Source organism: Pseudomonas fluorescens (genome assembly GCF_902497745.1).
Taxonomy (GTDB): Bacteria; Pseudomonadota; Gammaproteobacteria; order Pseudomonadales; family Pseudomonadaceae; genus Aquipseudomonas; species Aquipseudomonas fluorescens_BM.
Window position 1 is genome coordinate 36,205 of the sequence record NZ_CABVHJ010000023.1, and the last position, 17,075, is coordinate 53,279.

At 60.8% G+C, this 17,075-nt stretch carries 13 protein-coding genes and 1 pseudogene; 7 read left to right on the plus strand and 7 right to left on the minus strand.

What is annotated here, in order from left to right; all coding sequences use genetic code 11:
• Window positions 1-26: 26 nt before the first annotated feature.
• The 6 genes and pseudogenes from prmA to gcbA all read right to left on the minus strand — a co-directional run bounded on the left by prmA (window position 27) and on the right by gcbA (window position 7,418).
• Window positions 27-905: a 50S ribosomal protein L11 methyltransferase gene (gene prmA / locus F8N44_RS26685; protein ID WP_150652410.1), complete on the minus strand. Its 879-nt coding sequence runs from the start codon at window positions 903-905 to the stop codon at window positions 27-29.
• A 264-nt stretch (window positions 906-1,169) separates the two neighbouring features.
• The gene (gene accC / locus F8N44_RS26690) at window positions 1,170-2,528 is read right to left on the minus strand and encodes an acetyl-CoA carboxylase biotin carboxylase subunit (protein ID WP_007914602.1); all 1,359 of its coding nucleotides are present in this window, start codon (window positions 2,526-2,528) and stop codon (window positions 1,170-1,172) included.
• Window positions 2,529-2,545: 17 nt separating this feature from the next.
• Window positions 2,546-3,007 carry an acetyl-CoA carboxylase biotin carboxyl carrier protein gene (gene accB, locus F8N44_RS26695; RefSeq protein WP_150652411.1) on the minus strand — a complete coding sequence of 154 codons (462 nt, stop codon included), beginning with the start codon at window positions 3,005-3,007 and terminating at the stop codon, window positions 2,546-2,548.
• A gap of 48 nt (window positions 3,008-3,055) precedes the next feature.
• A complete protein-coding gene (gene aroQ, locus F8N44_RS26700; protein ID WP_007914604.1) occupies window positions 3,056-3,508 on the minus strand; it encodes a type II 3-dehydroquinate dehydratase in 453 nt (150 codons plus the stop codon).
• Between the two features lie 241 nt (window positions 3,509-3,749).
• A pseudogene (locus tag F8N44_RS32335) lies at window positions 3,750-4,256 on the minus strand (methyl-accepting chemotaxis protein); the annotation flags it as partial.
• A gap of 1,491 nt (window positions 4,257-5,747) precedes the next feature.
• Window positions 5,748-7,418: a diguanylate cyclase GcbA gene (gcbA, locus tag F8N44_RS26710; protein WP_150652413.1), complete on the minus strand. Its 1,671-nt coding sequence runs from the start codon at window positions 7,416-7,418 to the stop codon at window positions 5,748-5,750.
• Window positions 7,419-7,852: 434 nt separating this feature from the next.
• Here gcbA and F8N44_RS26715 point away from each other — a divergent pair, with 434 nt between their 5' ends.
• The 7 genes from F8N44_RS26715 (at window position 7,853) to F8N44_RS26750 (ending at window position 15,545) form a co-directional block, all read left to right on the plus strand.
• A complete protein-coding gene (locus tag F8N44_RS26715; protein WP_150652414.1) occupies window positions 7,853-8,920 on the plus strand; it encodes a DUF2333 family protein in 1,068 nt (355 codons plus the stop codon).
• A gap of 3 nt (window positions 8,921-8,923) precedes the next feature.
• Window positions 8,924-9,481, plus strand: a complete 558-nt coding sequence (locus F8N44_RS26720; protein WP_150652415.1) for an NUDIX hydrolase — start codon at window positions 8,924-8,926, stop codon at window positions 9,479-9,481.
• Window positions 9,482-9,787: 306 nt separating this feature from the next.
• Window positions 9,788-10,159 carry a translation initiation factor Sui1 gene (locus F8N44_RS26730; protein ID WP_007914613.1) on the plus strand — a complete coding sequence of 124 codons (372 nt, stop codon included), beginning with the start codon at window positions 9,788-9,790 and terminating at the stop codon, window positions 10,157-10,159.
• 218 nt (window positions 10,160-10,377) lie between these two features.
• The gene (speA, locus tag F8N44_RS26735) at window positions 10,378-12,291 is read left to right on the plus strand and encodes an arginine decarboxylase (RefSeq protein WP_038360569.1); all 1,914 of its coding nucleotides are present in this window, start codon (window positions 10,378-10,380) and stop codon (window positions 12,289-12,291) included.
• A 232-nt stretch (window positions 12,292-12,523) separates the two neighbouring features.
• On the plus strand, window positions 12,524-13,861 hold the full coding sequence (locus F8N44_RS26740) for a type VI secretion system Vgr family protein (protein WP_150652416.1): 1,338 nt from the start codon (window positions 12,524-12,526) through the stop codon (window positions 13,859-13,861).
• The gene (locus F8N44_RS26745) at window positions 13,858-14,652 is read left to right on the plus strand and encodes a DUF4123 domain-containing protein (protein WP_150652417.1); all 795 of its coding nucleotides are present in this window, start codon (window positions 13,858-13,860) and stop codon (window positions 14,650-14,652) included. Before F8N44_RS26740 ends, F8N44_RS26745 begins: the two co-directional genes overlap by 4 nt.
• 17 nt (window positions 14,653-14,669) lie before the next feature.
• Window positions 14,670-15,545 (plus strand): alpha/beta hydrolase, encoded by an 876-nt coding sequence (locus F8N44_RS26750; protein ID WP_150652418.1) that lies wholly within the window; start codon window positions 14,670-14,672, stop codon window positions 15,543-15,545.
• Here F8N44_RS26750 and F8N44_RS26755 read toward each other — a convergent pair.
• A complete protein-coding gene (locus F8N44_RS26755) occupies window positions 15,539-16,888 on the minus strand; it encodes an MATE family efflux transporter (protein WP_150652419.1) in 1,350 nt (449 codons plus the stop codon). The two genes, F8N44_RS26750 and F8N44_RS26755, sit on opposite strands and share 7 nt — an antisense overlap.
• Between the last annotated feature and the right edge of the window lie 187 nt (window positions 16,889-17,075).

Consider the following 17,075-nt stretch of genomic DNA (forward strand, 5'->3'; position numbering starts at 1 on the left):
CGATCCGGATTATGCAGGCGGTCATATTAGCGCCGACGGCCGGTGATGCGCACCCAGCCATCGCGATTGGCGATCGGATCGAGATCGAAGTCCTGCGCATAAGCAGCAGCCACTTCGTCACCTTGTTCGGCGAGGATGCCCGACAGCGCCAGACGGCCACCGGATTTCACCAGGCCGGACAGTTGCGGCGCGAGAGAAACCAGCGGGCCGGCCAGAATGTTGGCGACCAGTACATCGGCCTGGACCTGTGGCAGGTCTTCCGGCAAGTACAGCGGGAACAGTTCTTCGGCAATGTTGTTGCGCCCGGCGTTATCACGCGAGGCTTCCAGCGCCTGCACGTCGATGTCGGTGCCGACGGCTTCCTTGGCGCCGAGCAGCAGGGCGGCAATCGCCAGAATCCCCGAGCCGCAACCGAAGTCGAGCACGTTGCAGTCTTTCAGGTCCTGACCGTCGAGCCATTCCAGGCACAGCGCGGTGGTCGGGTGCGTGCCGGTGCCGAAGGCCAGGCCCGGATCCAGCAGCAGGTTGACCGCATCAGGTTCCGGCGCGGCATGCCAGCTCGGCACGATCCACAGGCGCTGGCCGAAACGCATCGGCTGGAAACCGTCCATCCAGCTGCGTTCCCAGTCCTGATCTTCAATGACTTCGCTGTGATGCTCAGGCAACGGGCTGCCTGTCAGTAGCTCCAGATGGGCCAGAACCGGTGCCGGTTCGGTGCCGCCTTCGAACAGCGCCAGCAAATGCGTGTGCGCCCACAGCGGGGTGGTGTTGAGTTCCGGCTCGAAGATCGGCTGATCTTCGGCGTCCATGAAGGTCACCGACACGGCGCCCACTTCAAGGAAAGCGTCTTCGTAGGTTTCGGCTTGTTCCGGGCTGATGGCGAGACGTACTTGCAGCCAAGGCATGGCGGGCACCTTTGAAAAATATTGATTGCAGCCTAGCGGCCGGCGAGAAGCGCGCAAGTTTACGCGAGCGCAAAGCTTTTGTGGGAGTGACTTGAAACACCATACCCTGTGGGAGCGAGCCTGCTCGCGAAAGCGGAGTGTCAGTTGATGCATATAGATCTGATACACCGCTTTCGCGAGCAGGCTCGCTCCCACACGGGGTTATGTAATCTGCAGAAACAACAAAGCCGCCCGAAGGCGGCTTTGTCTGGTGCGGGTTGAAGCTTAGTGCTTCTCGCCAGCCAGCTTGTGCTCGAGGTAGTGAATGTTCACACCGCCCTTGCAGAAGCCTTCGTCACGAACCAGATCACGGTGCAGCGGGATGTTGGTCTTGATCCCGTCCACCACGATTTCGTCCAGGGCATTGCGCATGCGGGCCATGGCTTCGTCGCGGGTGGCGCCATAAGTGATCAGCTTGCCGATCAGCGAGTCGTAGTTCGGCGGAACCGCATAACCGCTGTACAGGTGCGAATCGACGCGAACGCCGTTGCCGCCTGGAGCGTGGAAATGCTTGACCGTACCCGGGCTCGGCATGAAGGTTTTCGGGTCTTCAGCGTTGATCCGGCATTCCAGCGAGTGACCGCGGATAACCACGTCATCCTGCGTGAACGACAGCTTGTTGCCAGCGGCGATGCTGAGCATCTCCTTGACGATGTCGATACCGGTGACCATTTCCGAAACCGGATGCTCTACCTGAACACGAGTGTTCATTTCGATGAAGTAGAAACGACCGTTCTCGTACAGGAACTCGAAAGTACCCGCGCCGCGGTAGCCGATGTCGATGCACGCCTTGACGCAGCGAGCCAGTACTTCTTCGCGCGCCTTCTCGTCGATGCCCGGTGCCGGCGCTTCTTCGAGGACTTTCTGGTGACGACGTTGCAGCGAGCAATCGCGGTCGCCCAGATGGATGGCGTGGCCCTGACCGTCGGACAGAACCTGCACTTCGACGTGACGCGGGTTGGTCAGGAATTTTTCCAGATAGACCATCGGGTTACCGAACGCCGCGCCTGCTTCGGTGCGGGTCAGTTTGGCGAAGGCGATCAGGTCTTCTTCCTTGTGCACAACACGCATGCCGCGACCACCACCGCCGCCAGCGGCTTTGATGATCACCGGGTAGCCGACTTCACGACCGATGCGCAGCGCCGTTTCTTCGTCTTCCGGCAGTGGGCCGTCAGAACCTGGAACAGTAGGCACGCCAGCTTCGATCATCGCGTGCTTGGCCGAAACCTTGTCGCCCATCAGGCGAATGGTTTCGGCTTTCGGGCCGATGAAGGCGAAGCCGGAGTTCTCGACCTGTTCGGCAAAATCGGCGTTTTCCGCGAGGAAACCGTAGCCTGGGTGAATGGCGGTAGCGCCAGTCACTTCAGCGGCAGCGATGATGGCCGGGATGTGCAGGTAAGAGTGCGCGGCAGAAGCCGGGCCGATGCAGACGGATTCGTCTGCCAGACCCAGGTGCATCAGCTCTTTGTCGGCCTTGGAGTAAACGGCGACGGTCTTGATGCCCATCTCTTTGCAGGCACGCAGAATCCGCAGGGCGATCTCACCGCGGTTAGCGATCAGAACTTTTTCCAACTTCGCAGTCATCAAAGGCTCTCCGCAGTTCAAACGATGGTGAACAGCGGTTGGTCGTACTCAACCGGCTGGCCGTCTTCGACGAGGATGGACTCGATTACACCGCTGGTTTCAGCTTCGATGTGGTTCATCATCTTCATGGCTTCGACGATGCACAGAGTGTCGCCTTTCTTCACGGTCTGGCCGACTTCAACGAAGGACGGCGAGGTTGGCGAAGATTTGCGGTAGAACGTGCCGACCATCGGCGAACGGGCAACAGTGCCGTTCAGCGCTGGAGCAGCAGCGGCAACCGGGGCTGCGGCAGCAACCGGAGCAGCAGCGGCAGGTGCGGCAGCCGGAGCTTGCATCGGCGCTGGTGCGTAGTACTGCTGAGCCGGGGTCTTGCTGTGACGGCTGATGCGTACGGACTCTTCGCCTTCCTTGATCTCGAGCTCGTCGATGCCGGACTCTTCCAGCAATTCGATCAGTTTCTTAACTTTACGGATATCCATGAATCATCAACTCCCAAGGGTCGGTCAGGGGCGCTTAACGCTTGTAGTTCAAGTCGTTGCCTGTGTTTCAAGCTGTTCTAGTGCAGCCTCCAGGGCCAGTCGGTAACCGCTGGCGCCAAGGCCGCAGATCACTCCCACCGCTACATCGGAGAAGTAAGAGTGATGGCGGAAAGGTTCGCGTTTGTGCACGTTGGACAAATGCACTTCGATGAATGGGATGCTCACTCCCAGCAACGCGTCACGTAATGCGACACTTGTGTGCGTAAAAGCTGCTGGATTGATCAGAATGAAATCGACGCCTTCGCCGCGTGCGGCGTGGATGCGGTCGATCAATTCGTACTCGGCATTGCTTTGCAGATACAGCAGATGATGGCCGGCTTCACGGGCGCGGCGCTCCAGATCCTGATTGATCTGCGCCAGGGTCGTTGAACCGTAGGTGCCGGGTTCGCGGGTGCCGAGCAGGTTCAGGTTGGGGCCGTGCAGCACCAGTAGGGTTGCCATCTGCGTAGTCCTTGTTATGAATGAGCAATCGTCAGAACCCGGCGACTATGCCGCAAAGACTTTGTGACTGTCCAGTTCTATGCAATAGCCAGCACGATGGCCGATGTTTGCGCGAAATATGTGACCAAGTGATTTGATCCGGTCACTTGTGGAGTCTGGACTGACGCCTTTGCGAGCAAGCTCGCTCCCACAGGGGTATGCATTCCAATGTGGGAGCGAGCCTGCTCGCGCTAGCGGTCTATCAGACGCGAAAGGCCTGCACGGCTGTATGCAGTTGCCCGCCCAGCACCAGCAGATTCTCACCCTGTTCGCGCCCACGGCCGATCCGCAGCAAGTTATCCCCACCCAACTGATGAATCCGCTCGCTGTGATCGCGAATCTCGCTGACTGCACCGCTTTGCTGCGCGGTGATATCGGCAATGCGGATCGCCGTGTCGGAAATGGTCTGGATCGCACCGACGATTTTATCCAGCGCACCGTCCGCCGCTTGCGCCTGATTGGCTGTGGCTTCGGCATGTTCAACTTGCGCCCGCATGCCTTCGACCGATTGCCGTGCCGCCGTTTGCAGGCCGGCAATCAGCGTCTGGATTTCGGCAGTCGCGCCGGCAGTACGCTGGGCAAGCGAGCGCACTTCTTCAGCCACCACGGCAAAGCCACGACCCATTTCCCCGGCGCGCGCCGCTTCAATCGCCGCGTTGAGGGCTAGCAGGTTGGTCTGGTCGGCAATCGAGCGAATCACCGTCAACACGCCACCGATGGTTGCCGACTCTTCGGCCAGATGTTCGATCATCTGCGCGTTGCCTTGTACTTCACCGACCAATGCGTGCAGGCCGGTGAGGCTCTGGCCAATGACCGTCTGGCCATGCTCGACCGCCAGTCCGGCATGACGACTGGCGTCTGCTGCTTGCTGGGCATCACCGGCAACTTGCTGGATTGTCGCTTCAAGTTCGCCGAGAGAATCGCGGATCAGCGCGGTATCGCCGGCCTGATGTTCGGCGCCGCTGTGCAAGTCGTTACTCAGTTCCGCGAGTGTGCGGCTGCTGCCCGCGACTTGTTCGGCATTGCCGCGAATGGTGGCGACCAGATCCACCAGATACGCGCGCAAGCGATTGAGCGAGGCTTCGATGTCACGCAGTTCACGGTTGGTTTTGCCCAGATGAATGTCACGACTGAAATCGCCCTCGGCCCAAGTGGACAGCGCCGGCGCGAGATTGGTCAGCGTACGGGCCAGTCGCCGCTGCAAGGTGTCGATCAGTAGCGCGATCAGCAGAATCAAACCGATCATCACGCCCTGCATCAGTCGCACTTCGTCCTGAATCTGTCCGTGCTGGGCGCGCACCACCGGCTCAAGCCCGGCGATGGCTTGCTGTACGGCGGCGATTTTCTGGTGAGTGGCAGTGCTCAGGTCGGTGCGTTTCTGGATCTGATCGCGCGTACGTGCAAGCTCTGCCGGGTAGCGGCCAAGCAAACTGTTGAGTTCACGCTTGAGACCGACACCGGCGTCTTCGGCGACGGCTTTTTCGGTGCTCTCGATACCCATCAGCGCGGCGAAATCGTCGCTGCCCGATTCATTGTTGGCGACGACGCCGAGCAAGGGCAGGGCATCAATCACTTGAGCCTGCGAGCGGATATTGGTGACTTCGCGCTCAACATCGGCGGCCAGCTCACTGCGCCCGCTGCTGACCAGTTTGTCCCGCGCCAGCGACAGTTTGCCCAAGTGCTGAGAGGCGACCAGCAGCGGCGTCATGTAAGCCGCATTGCCGTTGGCGTAGGTGTTGAGCTGATCCAGGCTGGCGCTCAACTCGCGCTCGGCCTGCAACAGCAGGGCCTGCGGGTCGCCCGCCAGTTTGCCGGCCGCGAGCAACTCGGTTTTGCTGAACTCATCCAGGCCCGACAGGCTCGGGCGCAGCGTTTCAGCCAGCGCCGGCGGTAATTCAGCGAGTTCTTTGCGCAAGCTGTCGATGGCCTGGCTGGCGCTGCTCAGGCGCAAAGCGTCGCCGTTGCCCAGGTAGTCCTCGACGTTGCGTGCGACCTCGTTCTGAAACTGCTGCGACAGTCCCAGATAACGCTCCATCAGCAGATACGGGCGTTCGAGAGCTTTTTGCGACCACCACAGCGTGGCGCCGAGTGCGAGGCACACGGCGACCAGCAGCAGCGTATTGAGATTGGTGAGCAACTTCAGGCGCATGACGGCTACCAACGGCAGAAATGGTAAGCGCCTGAATTTATTGCGGTTCTGTTACAGGGTTATGACCGAATCAGTGGAATCCGATGAAAAAGTGGCACTTTGCTTTGACTCGCGCGCAGTCTGCACGCGATTGCGCCCGGCACCCTTGGCGCGGTACAGCGCTTCGTCGGCCTGGCTGGCCATCATCAGGCTGTCGCAGTCGTCGTGCATTTCCACCACGCCGGCGCTGAAGGTGCACCACAAATCCTGCGGCTGCGCCGGGTAATGGATTTCGGCGAAGCGCTGGCGGATTTCGTCGAGGACTTTGTGCGCCGCTTCTATATCCGTGTCGGGCATGACGATGGCGAATTCTTCACCGCCGTAGCGGCCGATAAAGTCGGTCTTGCGCAAGCGCTGCTTGAGAAACAGCGCCAGACTCTTGATCACCCGGTCGCCCATCGGGTGGCCGTGACTGTCGTTGACCCGTTTGAAGTGGTCGATGTCGAGCATGGCAAAACTCAGCGGCTTGTTCTCGCGGCGGGCGCGGAACGAGCAGTCTTCGAGCAATTGCAGAATGTGCGTGTGGTTGTACAGGCCAGTGAGGCTGTCGCGGACCATGCGCGCTTTCAGATTGCGCGCGCGGGCGGCGCGGTTGCGCACGGTGGTGATCAGGTGACGCGGCTTGATCGGTTTGGTCAGGAAGTCATCGCCGCCTTCGCTCATGGCGTCGAGCTGCTTGTCCAGATCGTCCTCGGCCGACAGATAAATGATCGGTACGCTGACATAGCGGTCGTTGTGGCGAATCACCTTGGCCAGTTCGGTACCCGTGCAGGCCGGCATGTACATGTCGAGAATGATCAGGTCGGGCTGGAAATCCGCCAGTTCGGCCATCGCTTGAATCGGTTCGATCAAGGTGCGGGTGACGATGCCGGCGCTGTTGAGCAGGCGTTCGGTGTGCAAGGCCTGCGCACGCGAGTCGTCGATGATCAACACTTTATAAGGCTCGTACTGCGCGACGCAGGTGAGGACTTCGATCTTTTCCAGCAGGCTCGACGCTTCGAGAGTGCCAGTGAGAAATTCCTGGCCACCGGCACGCACGGCGGCGAGGCGGGTCGGCGTATCGGTTTCGTGCAGGCTGAAGAACAGCAGCGGCAGCGGCTCCTCGAGCCCGACCTGGGCTTCGGCGGCGAGTTTCAGGCCGATGCCGGTACCGCTGAAATCCACGTCCATGACGATCGCGGCCGGCAGGCGCTCGACCATCGAGGAGCGAAAGGCCGAAACACTGTCCAGCGCCTGCGCGCTAAGACCGAAGAATTCAAGTTGTTTGGCCAGCCGTTCAGCGCGGTCGTGATCCTGCAGCATCACGTAGATCGGTTTGCGCAGTGGCGGCAGGAACGTCTGGTCGAGTTGATCGCCATGGCGCAGGCCGGTGCGCGACAAGCGCTGCATCAAGCGATTGAGGTCGGTAATCAGGCCGCTGCTGAGGCGGCCGCGATTGGCGTCCACCGCTTCCAGCGACTGACTGATATGGCGCGCAAGTTGAGTGTGTTCCGGCTGTTCGAAACGCTCGGCAAAACGCAGCAGGCGCAGGTTGGCCTCGCTCAGTTCGGCGAGGTCGACAGTGGACCACTCACTGCGTTGCAGGCGCTGCCATATCTCAAGAATCTGACGTGCCTGATGAATTACCCGCTGGGCAAAGTGGTGCTTGAGACGCTCACGGCTGGGGTCTTCTGGCTCGGTCATATCCTGACTACTAGTTAGGCTGCATGCTGAGATCGACTGGTGGCTCTATGCTAGCACCTCTTTTCCCTTAGACGAGTGTCGTACGTCAATAATCTGCAGTGCGTCACCATTCAGTTTCTGACCGGGCAGTTTCGCTTTTGACCTTGTCGTCGCTCAAACCCCCGTGGGCCGGGCGCTCCCTGATTGATAAGGGCGATCTGGATGAGTTGTCAGTCGTACGTTCATCCGCGCGATGAATGAGCTACGTGAAGATTTTCAATAGCCTGCAATTCGAATGACTGAGGCGCGGGCATCGGGGAATCCCTTAGTGGGCGTCGAAGCGTCATTCGCCGGCATGATTTGCGGCTTATCTTTACACGCGGGTGCCCGGCCTCGGCACGTTGTTGTATGGTTGTGGTCGAACCGTTGAACCCAAGATTTGAAAGGATATCGCCATGCTGGACTGGAAAAACCGCGCGGGCAGCGCGCCTGAACGTGCCGCTGAACCCAAGTCGGCCACCCGCAGCTATGTCGGCGGGCTGCTGTTCAGCCGAGCTTTGGCCACGCTGATCGGCCTCTATCTGCTGGTGACCATTGGCCTTGGCTGGTACTGGAGCCAGGAGCCGGCGCTGTTTCCGGTCGCGCAAAACGCTCAGGTAGCTGCCGAGAAAGAAGGCAAGCAGATGGTGATCGGCTACACCACCGTCGAAACCCTCAAGACCGTTGCCGGCACCTTGCTCAACAAACCGGGCGGCTACATCTCCAATGACCGCTTCCCGCCGGGCCTGTGGATGGACAACACGCCGAGCTGGGAATACGGCGTACTGGTGCAGGTGCGTGACCTGACCCGTGCCCTGCGCAAAGACTTTGCCCGTTCGCAATCGCAGTCGGCGGAAGATGCCGATCTGGCCAAGGCCGAGCCGCGTTTCAACTTCGACAACAAGAGCTGGATCCTGCCGTCGAGTGAGTCGGAATATCAGGAAGGCATCAACTCGCTGAGCCGTTATCAGGCGCGCCTGTCCGATCCAACCCAGAAAAACGCGCTGTTCTATGCCCGCGCCGACAACCTGAACAACTGGCTCGGCGATGTTGGGACCCGTCTCGGCTCGCTGTCGCAACGCCTGTCGGCCAGCGTCGGTCGGGTCAAACTCAATACCGCGCTGAAAACCGAAGTGCCGGCCATCGGCGAAGTGCCGCAGGTTGACGAGGAAGTCGTCGAGACACCGTGGATGCAGATCGACAACGTGTTCTACGAAGCACGCGGTCAGGCCTGGGCGCTGTCGCATCTGTTGCGTGCCATCGAAGTCGACTTCGCCGATGTTCTGGCGAAAAAGAACGCCACGGTCAGCGTGCGTCAGATCATTCGTGAGCTGGAAGCCTCGCAGGAACCGGTCTGGAGTCCTATGATTCTTAACGGCAGCGGCTTCGGCGTGCTGGCCAACCACTCGCTGGTCATGGCCAACTATATTTCCCGTGCCAACGCTGCTGTGATCGATTTGCGTCAACTGCTCAATCAGGGCTGATTCATGAGTCAGAACGCCAAAGAGGCGGCCCATCGCGCCGCCTCGGATGCCGAACAGATCGCCTGGGTCGACGAGCAGGACAACCTGCTCGGCGCTCTGGTGCGTGCCGATCTGCGCGAGCGTGGGTTGATCGGTCGCGGCACTTACATCATGTTGTTCAATTCCGCCGGCGACCTTTGCGTGCACCGGCGCACGTTGAGCAAAGCGATTTACCCGGGTTACTGGGACGTCGCGGCGGGCGGCATGGTGCAGGCCGACGAGACTTACGCCGCGTCGGCAGCCCGAGAGCTGGAAGAGGAATTGGGCGTCAGCGGTGTCGAGCTGACTGCCCATGACCATTTCTACTTTGAAGACACCGGCAACCGTCTGTGGTGTTCGGCGTTTTCTGCCGTGTGGGACGGCCCGCTGAAACTGCAGCCTGAAGAAGTCCTCGAAGCACGCTTTATTCCGGTCGAGCAGGTCATGCAGGAAATCCAGCAAAAGCCTTATTGCCCGGACTCTCTGGCCGCGTTGAAGCGCTATCTGAAGGCGCAGCAAAGCGACGTCGCAAAGAACACATAAATTGGCGCCGATTGGCACTTAGCAAGTCGCTTTTTTGCCGTTACACTGCGCGACCTTTTCAAGCTGCACCGAATAGTTTGAGGTTGGCCTGCTGACCCACTGTAGGAGCTGCCGAAGGCTGCGATCTTTTGATCTTGTTTTTCAAGAGCAGGAACAAAAGATCGCAGCCTTCGGCAGCTCCTACAGGTCAGCAGTCTCGTCGCCAAACTCCGGCGCAGTAGCGCTGCCCCTGCCTGAGTGGGGCTTCGCGGTCGATGACCTTGCCCAAGGTCGCGATCAGTCTTTGTCCTCCCAAGAGGATTGCCGGTGGCCAAAAAAGCCGCATCCTTCGCCGCCTTAGGTGGCCTGGTATTTTCCACCGACGCAGGTCGTCATTGCCCGGAATGCAGTAAGCCGGTGGACGCCTGTATCTGCAAACAAACCGTGATCCCGGCCGGCGACGGCATTGCCCGCGTGCGACGCGAGAGCAAGGGCCGTGGCGGCAAGACGGTGACCACCATCACCGGTGTGCCTCTGGCTGAAGATGCGCTCAAAGAGTTGGCGACAACGTTGAAGAAACGTTGCGGCACTGGCGGGGCGTTGAAAGACGGCATCATCGAAATCCAGGGCGATCATGTCGAGCTACTCTTGGCTGAACTGATCAAGCACGGTTTCAAAGCGAAGAAGTCCGGCGGCTAGCAGCCTCTGTGAAACCCACCTGTGGCTTGATCCGGCTCTGAATGTTGTCAGATCCGGCGTCGTCTCCATGGTTTCACAGAGCCTGTTCATGACCGGTTTCTAAACTCCACGCAGTCAGTGCGGTCTACCGCCGCGCTGACGAACCGTCATTTTCATTCTTTAGACTGCGCCGGCCTGAGATCAGGCGACGCACTATGACTTCTTTATAGGGGACTTCGATGTCCGTACGACGCACACGCAAAGACGATGGCAGCCAATGGACAGTTGCGGACAGCCGCAGTGTTTACGGGATTCGCCATTGGGGGGCCGGGTATTTCGCGATCAATGACGCCGGTCGCGTCGAAGTTCGTCCGAACGGCCCGAGCAGCTCGCCTATCGACCTGTTCGAGCAAGTCGATCAACTGCGCAAAAGCGGTTTGTCCTTGCCGTTGCTGGTTCGGTTCCCCGACATCCTGCAAGACCGTGTACGCCAGCTGACCGGCGCCTTCGATTCCAATATCGAGCGCCTGGAATACCAGAGCAAATACACCGCGCTGTACCCGATCAAGGTTAACCAGCAAGAAGCGGTGATCGAGAACATCATCGCCACCCAGGACGTTTCCATCGGCCTGGAAGCTGGTTCCAAGCCTGAGCTGCTGGCCGTGCTGGCGCTGGCGCCGAAGGGCGGCACCATCGTCTGCAACGGTTACAAGGACCGCGAGTTCATTCGTCTGGCGCTGATGGGGCAGAAGCTTGGCCATAACGTCTTCATCGTCATCGAGAAAGAATCCGAAGTCGGTCTGGTGATCGAAGAAGCCGCCTCGCTGAAGGTCAAGCCACAGGTCGGCCTGCGCGTGCGTCTGTCGTCGCTGGCCTCGTCCAAATGGGCGGACACCGGTGGCGAGAAATCCAAATTCGGTCTGTCGGCGGCGCAGTTGCTGTCGGTGGTCGAGCGCTTCCGCGCGGCCGGTCTCGATCAGGGCATTCGCCTGCTGCACTTCCACATGGGTTCGCAGATTGCCAACCTGGCTGACTATCAGCATGGCTTCAAAGAAGCGATCCGTTACTACGGTGAGCTGCGCAACCTCGGCCTGCCGGTCGATCACATCGACGTTGGCGGTGGTCTGGGCGTCGACTACGACGGCACGCACTCGCGCAACGCCAGTTCGATCAACTACGACATGGACGATTACGCCGGTGTCGTGGTCGGCATGCTCAAGGAATTCTGCGACGCGCAGAGCCTGCCGCATCCGCACATCTTCTCCGAAAGCGGCCGTTCGCTGACCGCGCACCACGCGATGCTGGTGGTGCAGGTGACCGACGTCGAGAAGCACAACGACGAAATCCCGCAGATCGAAAACAAAGAGTCGCTGCCGGAAACCGTGCAGTGGCTGGTTGACCTGCTCGGCCCGACCGACATCGAAATGGTCACCGAAACCTACTGGCGCGCCACCCACTACATGAGCGACGTGGCTGCGCAGTACGCCGACGGCAAACTGACCCTGGCTGAAAAAGCTCTGGCCGAGCAGTGCTACTTCGCTGTGTGCCGTCGCCTGCACAACTCGCTGAAAGCCCGTCAGCGTTCGCACCGTCAGGTGCTCGACGAGCTCAACGACAAGCTGGCCGACAAGTACATCTGCAACTTCTCGGTGTTCCAGAGCCTGCCGGACACCTGGGCGATCGATCAGGTGCTGCCGATCATCCCGCTGCACCGTCTCGATGAAGAGCCGCTGCGCCGCGCGGTGCTGCAAGACCTGACCTGCGACTCTGACGGCAAGATTAATCAGTACGTCGACGAGCAGAGCATCGAAACCAGCCTACCGGTGCACGGCTTGAATGAAGGCGAAGACTACCTGCTGGGCGTGTTCCTGGTCGGCGCCTATCAGGAAATCCTTGGCGACATGCACAACCTGTTCGGTGACACCGACTCGGTGAACATCTACCAGAATGCCGATGGCAGCGTGTACCACGCCGGCATCGAGACCCACGACACCATCGAAGACATGCTGCGTTACGTGCACTTGTCGCCGGAAGAACTGATGACTCACTACCGCGACAAGTGCGCCAGTGCCCGCATCAGTGCCAGCGAGCGCACGCAATTTCTCGATGCCTTGCGTCTGGGCCTGACCCGCTCCTCCTACCTGTCTTCCTGAGGCCAGGTGCGATCTCGCCGGGTTGTCCGAATTTTCTCCGAAAGTGGCGGAAAATTCAGATGACCCGGTGGGATATCTCCCAAAATCCTCGCGAAATGCTTGGCTGTCCTGGCCAGCAAAGTCATCCGGTCTGCTTTTCGCGTAGGTCATTTCCTAAGTTGTACTTCAGCTCTCTACTCGGCCATGGCTCTCGGCGAGAATCCCCGACCGCCCCTCCTGTAGAGATCCGCCCATGTTCGATCCAGTCAACGAGTCGTCGTTTCGTCTCGATGTAGCGGGCCTGTCCGACCCCTTCGAAGTCCTGGCCTTTACCGGTAGCGAAGCCCTCAGCGAATCCTTTGCGTTCGAGATCGATGTATTGATCAACGATCCACACCTGGATCTCGCCGGCCTGCTTTACCGTTCGGCATTCCTCTGTTTCGGGCCGTCAGGGGAGGGCGTGCACGGGCAATTGCAGAGCCTTGTCCAGCATGAGTACGGCGAAGGCTTGCGGTTGAGCCGGATCCGTCTGGGGCCCAAACTCGGCTGCCTCGCGCTGCGCTTCAGCCAGCGGATCTTCAGTGGCCGCTCGGTGCCGCAGATCATCGAGCAGGTGCTCAGAGAGCACGGCATCGTCGCTGCCCAGCGCCGCTTTGAGTTGCGTGGCGACTACCCGGTCCGGACGTTCTGCACGCAATACCGCGAGTCCGATCTGCAACTGCTTCAGCGCTTGTGTGCGCAGGCGCGAATTCATTATTACTTTGAACACGAGCGTGATCGGCATTGCCTGGTTTTCAGCGATGATCCGGCGCAGTTGCCCTTGGCGGGCGCCGCGAGCTATCGGCGCGAGGATGACGGACATGATGTTTCTCCCGCGTTGCACCAATGGAAATTGCAAAGTGCAATTCAGGTCGATTCGGCGGGTGGGCAACAGGCCGAAGGTCAGAGTGATCTGGCGACATTGCGCAGCGGTCATTGGTTGCGATTGGCCGGGCATCCCTTCGCTGAATGCAATCGCCCATGGCTGTTGACCCGCATTGAGCATCGCGCCGACCCGGCCCTCGAACCTGCTTACGCCAACCGCCTGTTCGGTGCGTTGCAAATGCCGAGCGCAGCGGCCACCGCGCCACCGCGCTTGCGCATGCACAGCCTGCAACGGGCCTGGGTGGTGGCGGTCGATGAACCACAGCCCGATTGCTCGCGACCGGTAGCGGTGCAGTTCGACTGGCTCTATCAAGGCGAAGGCGCCGCGCCGAGTCATTGTTGGCTGCCCCTCGCGCCGTCTCTGCAGCAGACGCCAATGACGGCGCTGAGCGATGGTGTCGAGGTGGTGGTGAGTTTCTTTGAGGGCGATCCGGATCAGCCGATGATCAGCGGCGTCCTGCAGCCGCCAATCGCCGAGACTGACACGGGCGATGTCGCGCCTCTGCCCGACCGTCTGGTGAGTGACGGCTTGCAGCAATTGCTGGCGTCCGGTGAGCCGTTGCTGCTGCTGTGCCTGATCCCCGGCGGCGGCAGCTTCAGTCACTGCGCAGAACCGGTGTGCAGTTGTCGACTGGTCACTGCGCTTGAACAGAGCGGCGCAACATGAGTGGCGCGGTGCATGAGCCCATGGCGCAATGGCTGTTGCTCGATGGCCCGGATGCTCCACAGGCCTTGCGGATCTTGCGCCAGGCTTTTAGCGGTGTGCGACGCTTCAGTTTGTTCGAGGGTACCGAGTTTGAACCGGTCAGCGAGTACGGCCCGGTGCTGATCGAGTTGCGCGATTGCCCGGCGTTGGCGGCCTTGTGTCACAGCGATCCGGAAACCTGGCGCGGGCTGTTGCTTGGCAGCGAGGCATCGGCGCAACAACTGCTGGGCCACTTGCAACGCATGCTCACGGTGTCGTTCGGCTTGAGCCATCGGGCCTTGCTCAGCTATTACAACCGGCAGACCGCGAGCTATTTTTTCGATGCCTGCGACGCCGCTGAATTGAGCCGCTGGCTTGGGCCGATCCGCCAGTTGCGCTGGTTCGGCGGCACCTGGGCCGACCGCGCGATTGGCAGTCAGGGCTGGCAGCAGTTGCGCAATCCGGGACTTGCCGTCGAGCCGCTGAGCATCGAGGAAAGCCTGACCCGGCGCCAGCGCGAACGCTTGCAAGCCTGCCTGCTGGAGCAGCATATCTGGCGCTGGTGCCAATCCTTGGGAACCGATTACGCGACGATGTCCTCCCATGTCCAACAGGGTCTGGCGCTGGGGTTCAGCGACCGCACCGTGCTCGATGGCTGGTTATGGTTACGCTTGCTGCATCCGCGTGCCGTACTGGTGCCGCCGCCGGTGGGACTGACCCAGCAACAACGGCTCGACCATGTGCGGCGTCAATGGCGCGGCGATCAGCTCTGAGGCGAGGTTCGGCGCGTATGACACGGTTATTCCGGCAAGGGTTTGGTGCAGTGATCGGCGGGGTGTTGCTGCTGGCGCTGGGCGGATGTTCGCCGGTGCAATTGCTCAATGCGCTGACCCCGGACAGCACGTACGACAAGACGTCGGGCATCGCTTATGGTGACGATCCGCGGCAGAAGCTTGATGTGTACGTGCCGCATCAGCCGATGCCGGGCGCACCGGTGGTGGTGTTTTTCTATGGCGGCAGCTGGAACAGCGGATCGCGCGTCGATTACCGCTTTGTCGGTGAAGCGCTGGCGTCCAAGGGGATTGTCACGGTGGTGGCGGATTACCGCTTGTATCCGCAAGTGCGTTATCCGCTGTTTCTGCAGGATGGGGCGCAGGCGGTGGCGTGGACCAAGGCACATATCCGCGAGTTTTCCGGCAATCCGCAGCGCTTGTATCTGATGGGCCACAGCTCCGGCGGATACAACGCGGCGATGCTGGCGCTGGACGGCGAACTGCTCGCTTCGGTAGGCATGTCACCGAGGGATTTGCAGGGCTGGATCGGCCTGGCCGGGCCCTACGACTTTCTGCCGATCAAGAATTCCGAGGTGCGTCCTGTGTTCTTCTGGCCGCACTCGCCGCCGCAATCGCAGCCGATCAACCATGTCGGTCGTGGCGCACCGCCGGCCCTGTTGATTGCGGCAAGCAAAGATGATCTGGTCAACCCGACACGCAACACCGGCGGTCTCGCCAGCAAGCTGCGTGCGGCAGGGGTGCCGGCGCAGGATGTGTATTACTCACGGCCCAGTCATATAACCTTGGTGGCGAGTCTGTCGCGACCGTTGCGGCGCCTGGCGCCGGTGCTCGATCAGGTGGTCGGGTTTATCGCGCATACGCCAGCTCAGTGAACGCCGCCAGTGAACCAGCCATCGTTGCGCTTGAGCCACCAGGCTTGTGCGCCAAGGGTCAGGCTGCGCAACACCATGAACAGCAGAAAAGATATCCACAGGCCGTGATTGCCGTAGCCTTGCAGCGCCCAGGCAAACGGCAGCAGCAAAGCCACGGTCATGAGCATGCCGTTGCGCATTTCTCGCGCGCGGGTGGCGCCGATGAACAGACCGTCGAGCAAGTAACTCCAGACCGCAATCAATGGCAGCACGGCGAGGTAGGGCAGGTAGACGAACGCAGTGTCGCGCACGCTCTGGATATCGGTCTGCATCTCGATGAACAGGTGTCCGCCCAGCAGAAACAGTATGGCGAAGCCGAGGCTGGCGATCAGTGACCAACCGCCCGCGACCACCAGCGAGCGACGCAGGGCCAGGCGATCACGGGCGCCGATGGCGTGTCCGCACAGGGCTTCGACGGCATGGGCCAGACCGTCCAGCGCATGCGCGGTCAGCAGCAAACCATTGAGCAGCAGCGCGTTGGCGGCCACCGTCGAATCGCCCAGCCGCGCACCTTGCACGGTGATCAGAAAAAACACCGATTGCAGCGCCAGACTGCGGATAAAGATGTCGCGGTTGACCGCCAACAGTGGACGCCAGCTCTGCCAGACCCTCAACGCCGCCCACGCGATGTGCCCCGGATAAGCCCGCAACGCCTTACGGGTCAGCAGCAGGCCGAGCAGGGCGCCGCTCCATTCGGCGATCACCGAGGCGCGCGCCGAGCCGACCACGCCCCAGTCCAGGCCGATGACGAACCACAGATTGAGGACGATGTTGATCAGGTTGGTGGTCAGCAGAATTGCCAGCGGCGCCCGGGCGTTTTGCGTGCCGAGGAACCAGCCGACGAGCGCATAACTGGCCAGCGCCGCCGGCAAGCCGAACAGTCGCGTGTGGAAGAAGTCCCGGGTGAGCTGATCCAGTTCCGCCGACGGTTGCATGAAGTGCAGTGCTATTCCGCTCAGCGGTACACCCAACGTGCCAAGCACGAGTGCCAGCCCCATTGCCAGCAGCAGACCCTGCAACAGAATCTGCCGCAACGCCGCACCGTCGCTGCGCCCGGCAGCTTGCGCGGCGAACCCGGTGGTGCCCATGCGCAGAAAACCCATCGCCCAGGCGAGAAAGGTGTACAGGCTGGCGCCGACCGCCACCGCACCCAATTGATGGGCATGGGGCAAGTGGCCGATGACGGTGCTGTCGACCAGCGCCACTAGCGGTACGGAAATATTCGACAGAATCATCGGCGCGGCGAGCGCCCAGACCTTGCGGTGAGTCGGGCGGTCGCGCCAGTCGGCGATCAGAGTGGACATGCGGGCTCCTTGGGGAGCGGCATTGTAGCGGTAGAAGCCACCCTCATCGGAACGCCGCCCGCCCAGCCCTCTCCCGGAGGGAGAGGGAGCCGATTTCTTTCTGGAGTTCGACTCGGTATCGCAAGTCGGCGCATTTCTGCAGAGCAACCCGGTCAGTCCCCTCTCCCTCCGGGAGAGGGTTAGGGTG

Excerpts from the sequence above, each read along its gene's own strand:
- prmA (WP_150652410.1), bottom strand. The coding sequence starts at position 905 with ATGCCTTGGCTGCAAGTACGTCTCGCCATCAGCCCGGAACAAGCCGAA.
- accC (WP_007914602.1), bottom strand. The coding sequence starts at position 2,528 with ATGACTGCGAAGTTGGAAAAAGTTCTGATCGCTAACCGCGGTGAGATC.
- accB (WP_150652411.1), bottom strand. The coding sequence starts at position 3,007 with ATGGATATCCGTAAAGTTAAGAAACTGATCGAATTGCTGGAAGAGTCC.
- aroQ (WP_007914604.1), bottom strand. The coding sequence starts at position 3,508 with ATGGCAACCCTACTGGTGCTGCACGGCCCCAACCTGAACCTGCTCGGC.
- gcbA (WP_150652413.1), bottom strand. The coding sequence starts at position 7,418 with ATGACCGAGCCAGAAGACCCCAGCCGTGAGCGTCTCAAGCACCACTTT.
- F8N44_RS26715 (WP_150652414.1), top strand. The coding sequence starts at position 7,853 with ATGCTGGACTGGAAAAACCGCGCGGGCAGCGCGCCTGAACGTGCCGCT.
- F8N44_RS26720 (WP_150652415.1), top strand. The coding sequence starts at position 8,924 with ATGAGTCAGAACGCCAAAGAGGCGGCCCATCGCGCCGCCTCGGATGCC.
- speA (WP_038360569.1), top strand. The coding sequence starts at position 10,378 with ATGTCCGTACGACGCACACGCAAAGACGATGGCAGCCAATGGACAGTT.
- F8N44_RS26740 (WP_150652416.1), top strand. The coding sequence starts at position 12,524 with ATGTTCGATCCAGTCAACGAGTCGTCGTTTCGTCTCGATGTAGCGGGC.
- F8N44_RS26745 (WP_150652417.1), top strand. The coding sequence starts at position 13,858 with ATGAGTGGCGCGGTGCATGAGCCCATGGCGCAATGGCTGTTGCTCGAT.
- F8N44_RS26750 (WP_150652418.1), top strand. The coding sequence starts at position 14,670 with ATGACACGGTTATTCCGGCAAGGGTTTGGTGCAGTGATCGGCGGGGTG.
- F8N44_RS26755 (WP_150652419.1), bottom strand. The coding sequence starts at position 16,888 with ATGTCCACTCTGATCGCCGACTGGCGCGACCGCCCGACTCACCGCAAG.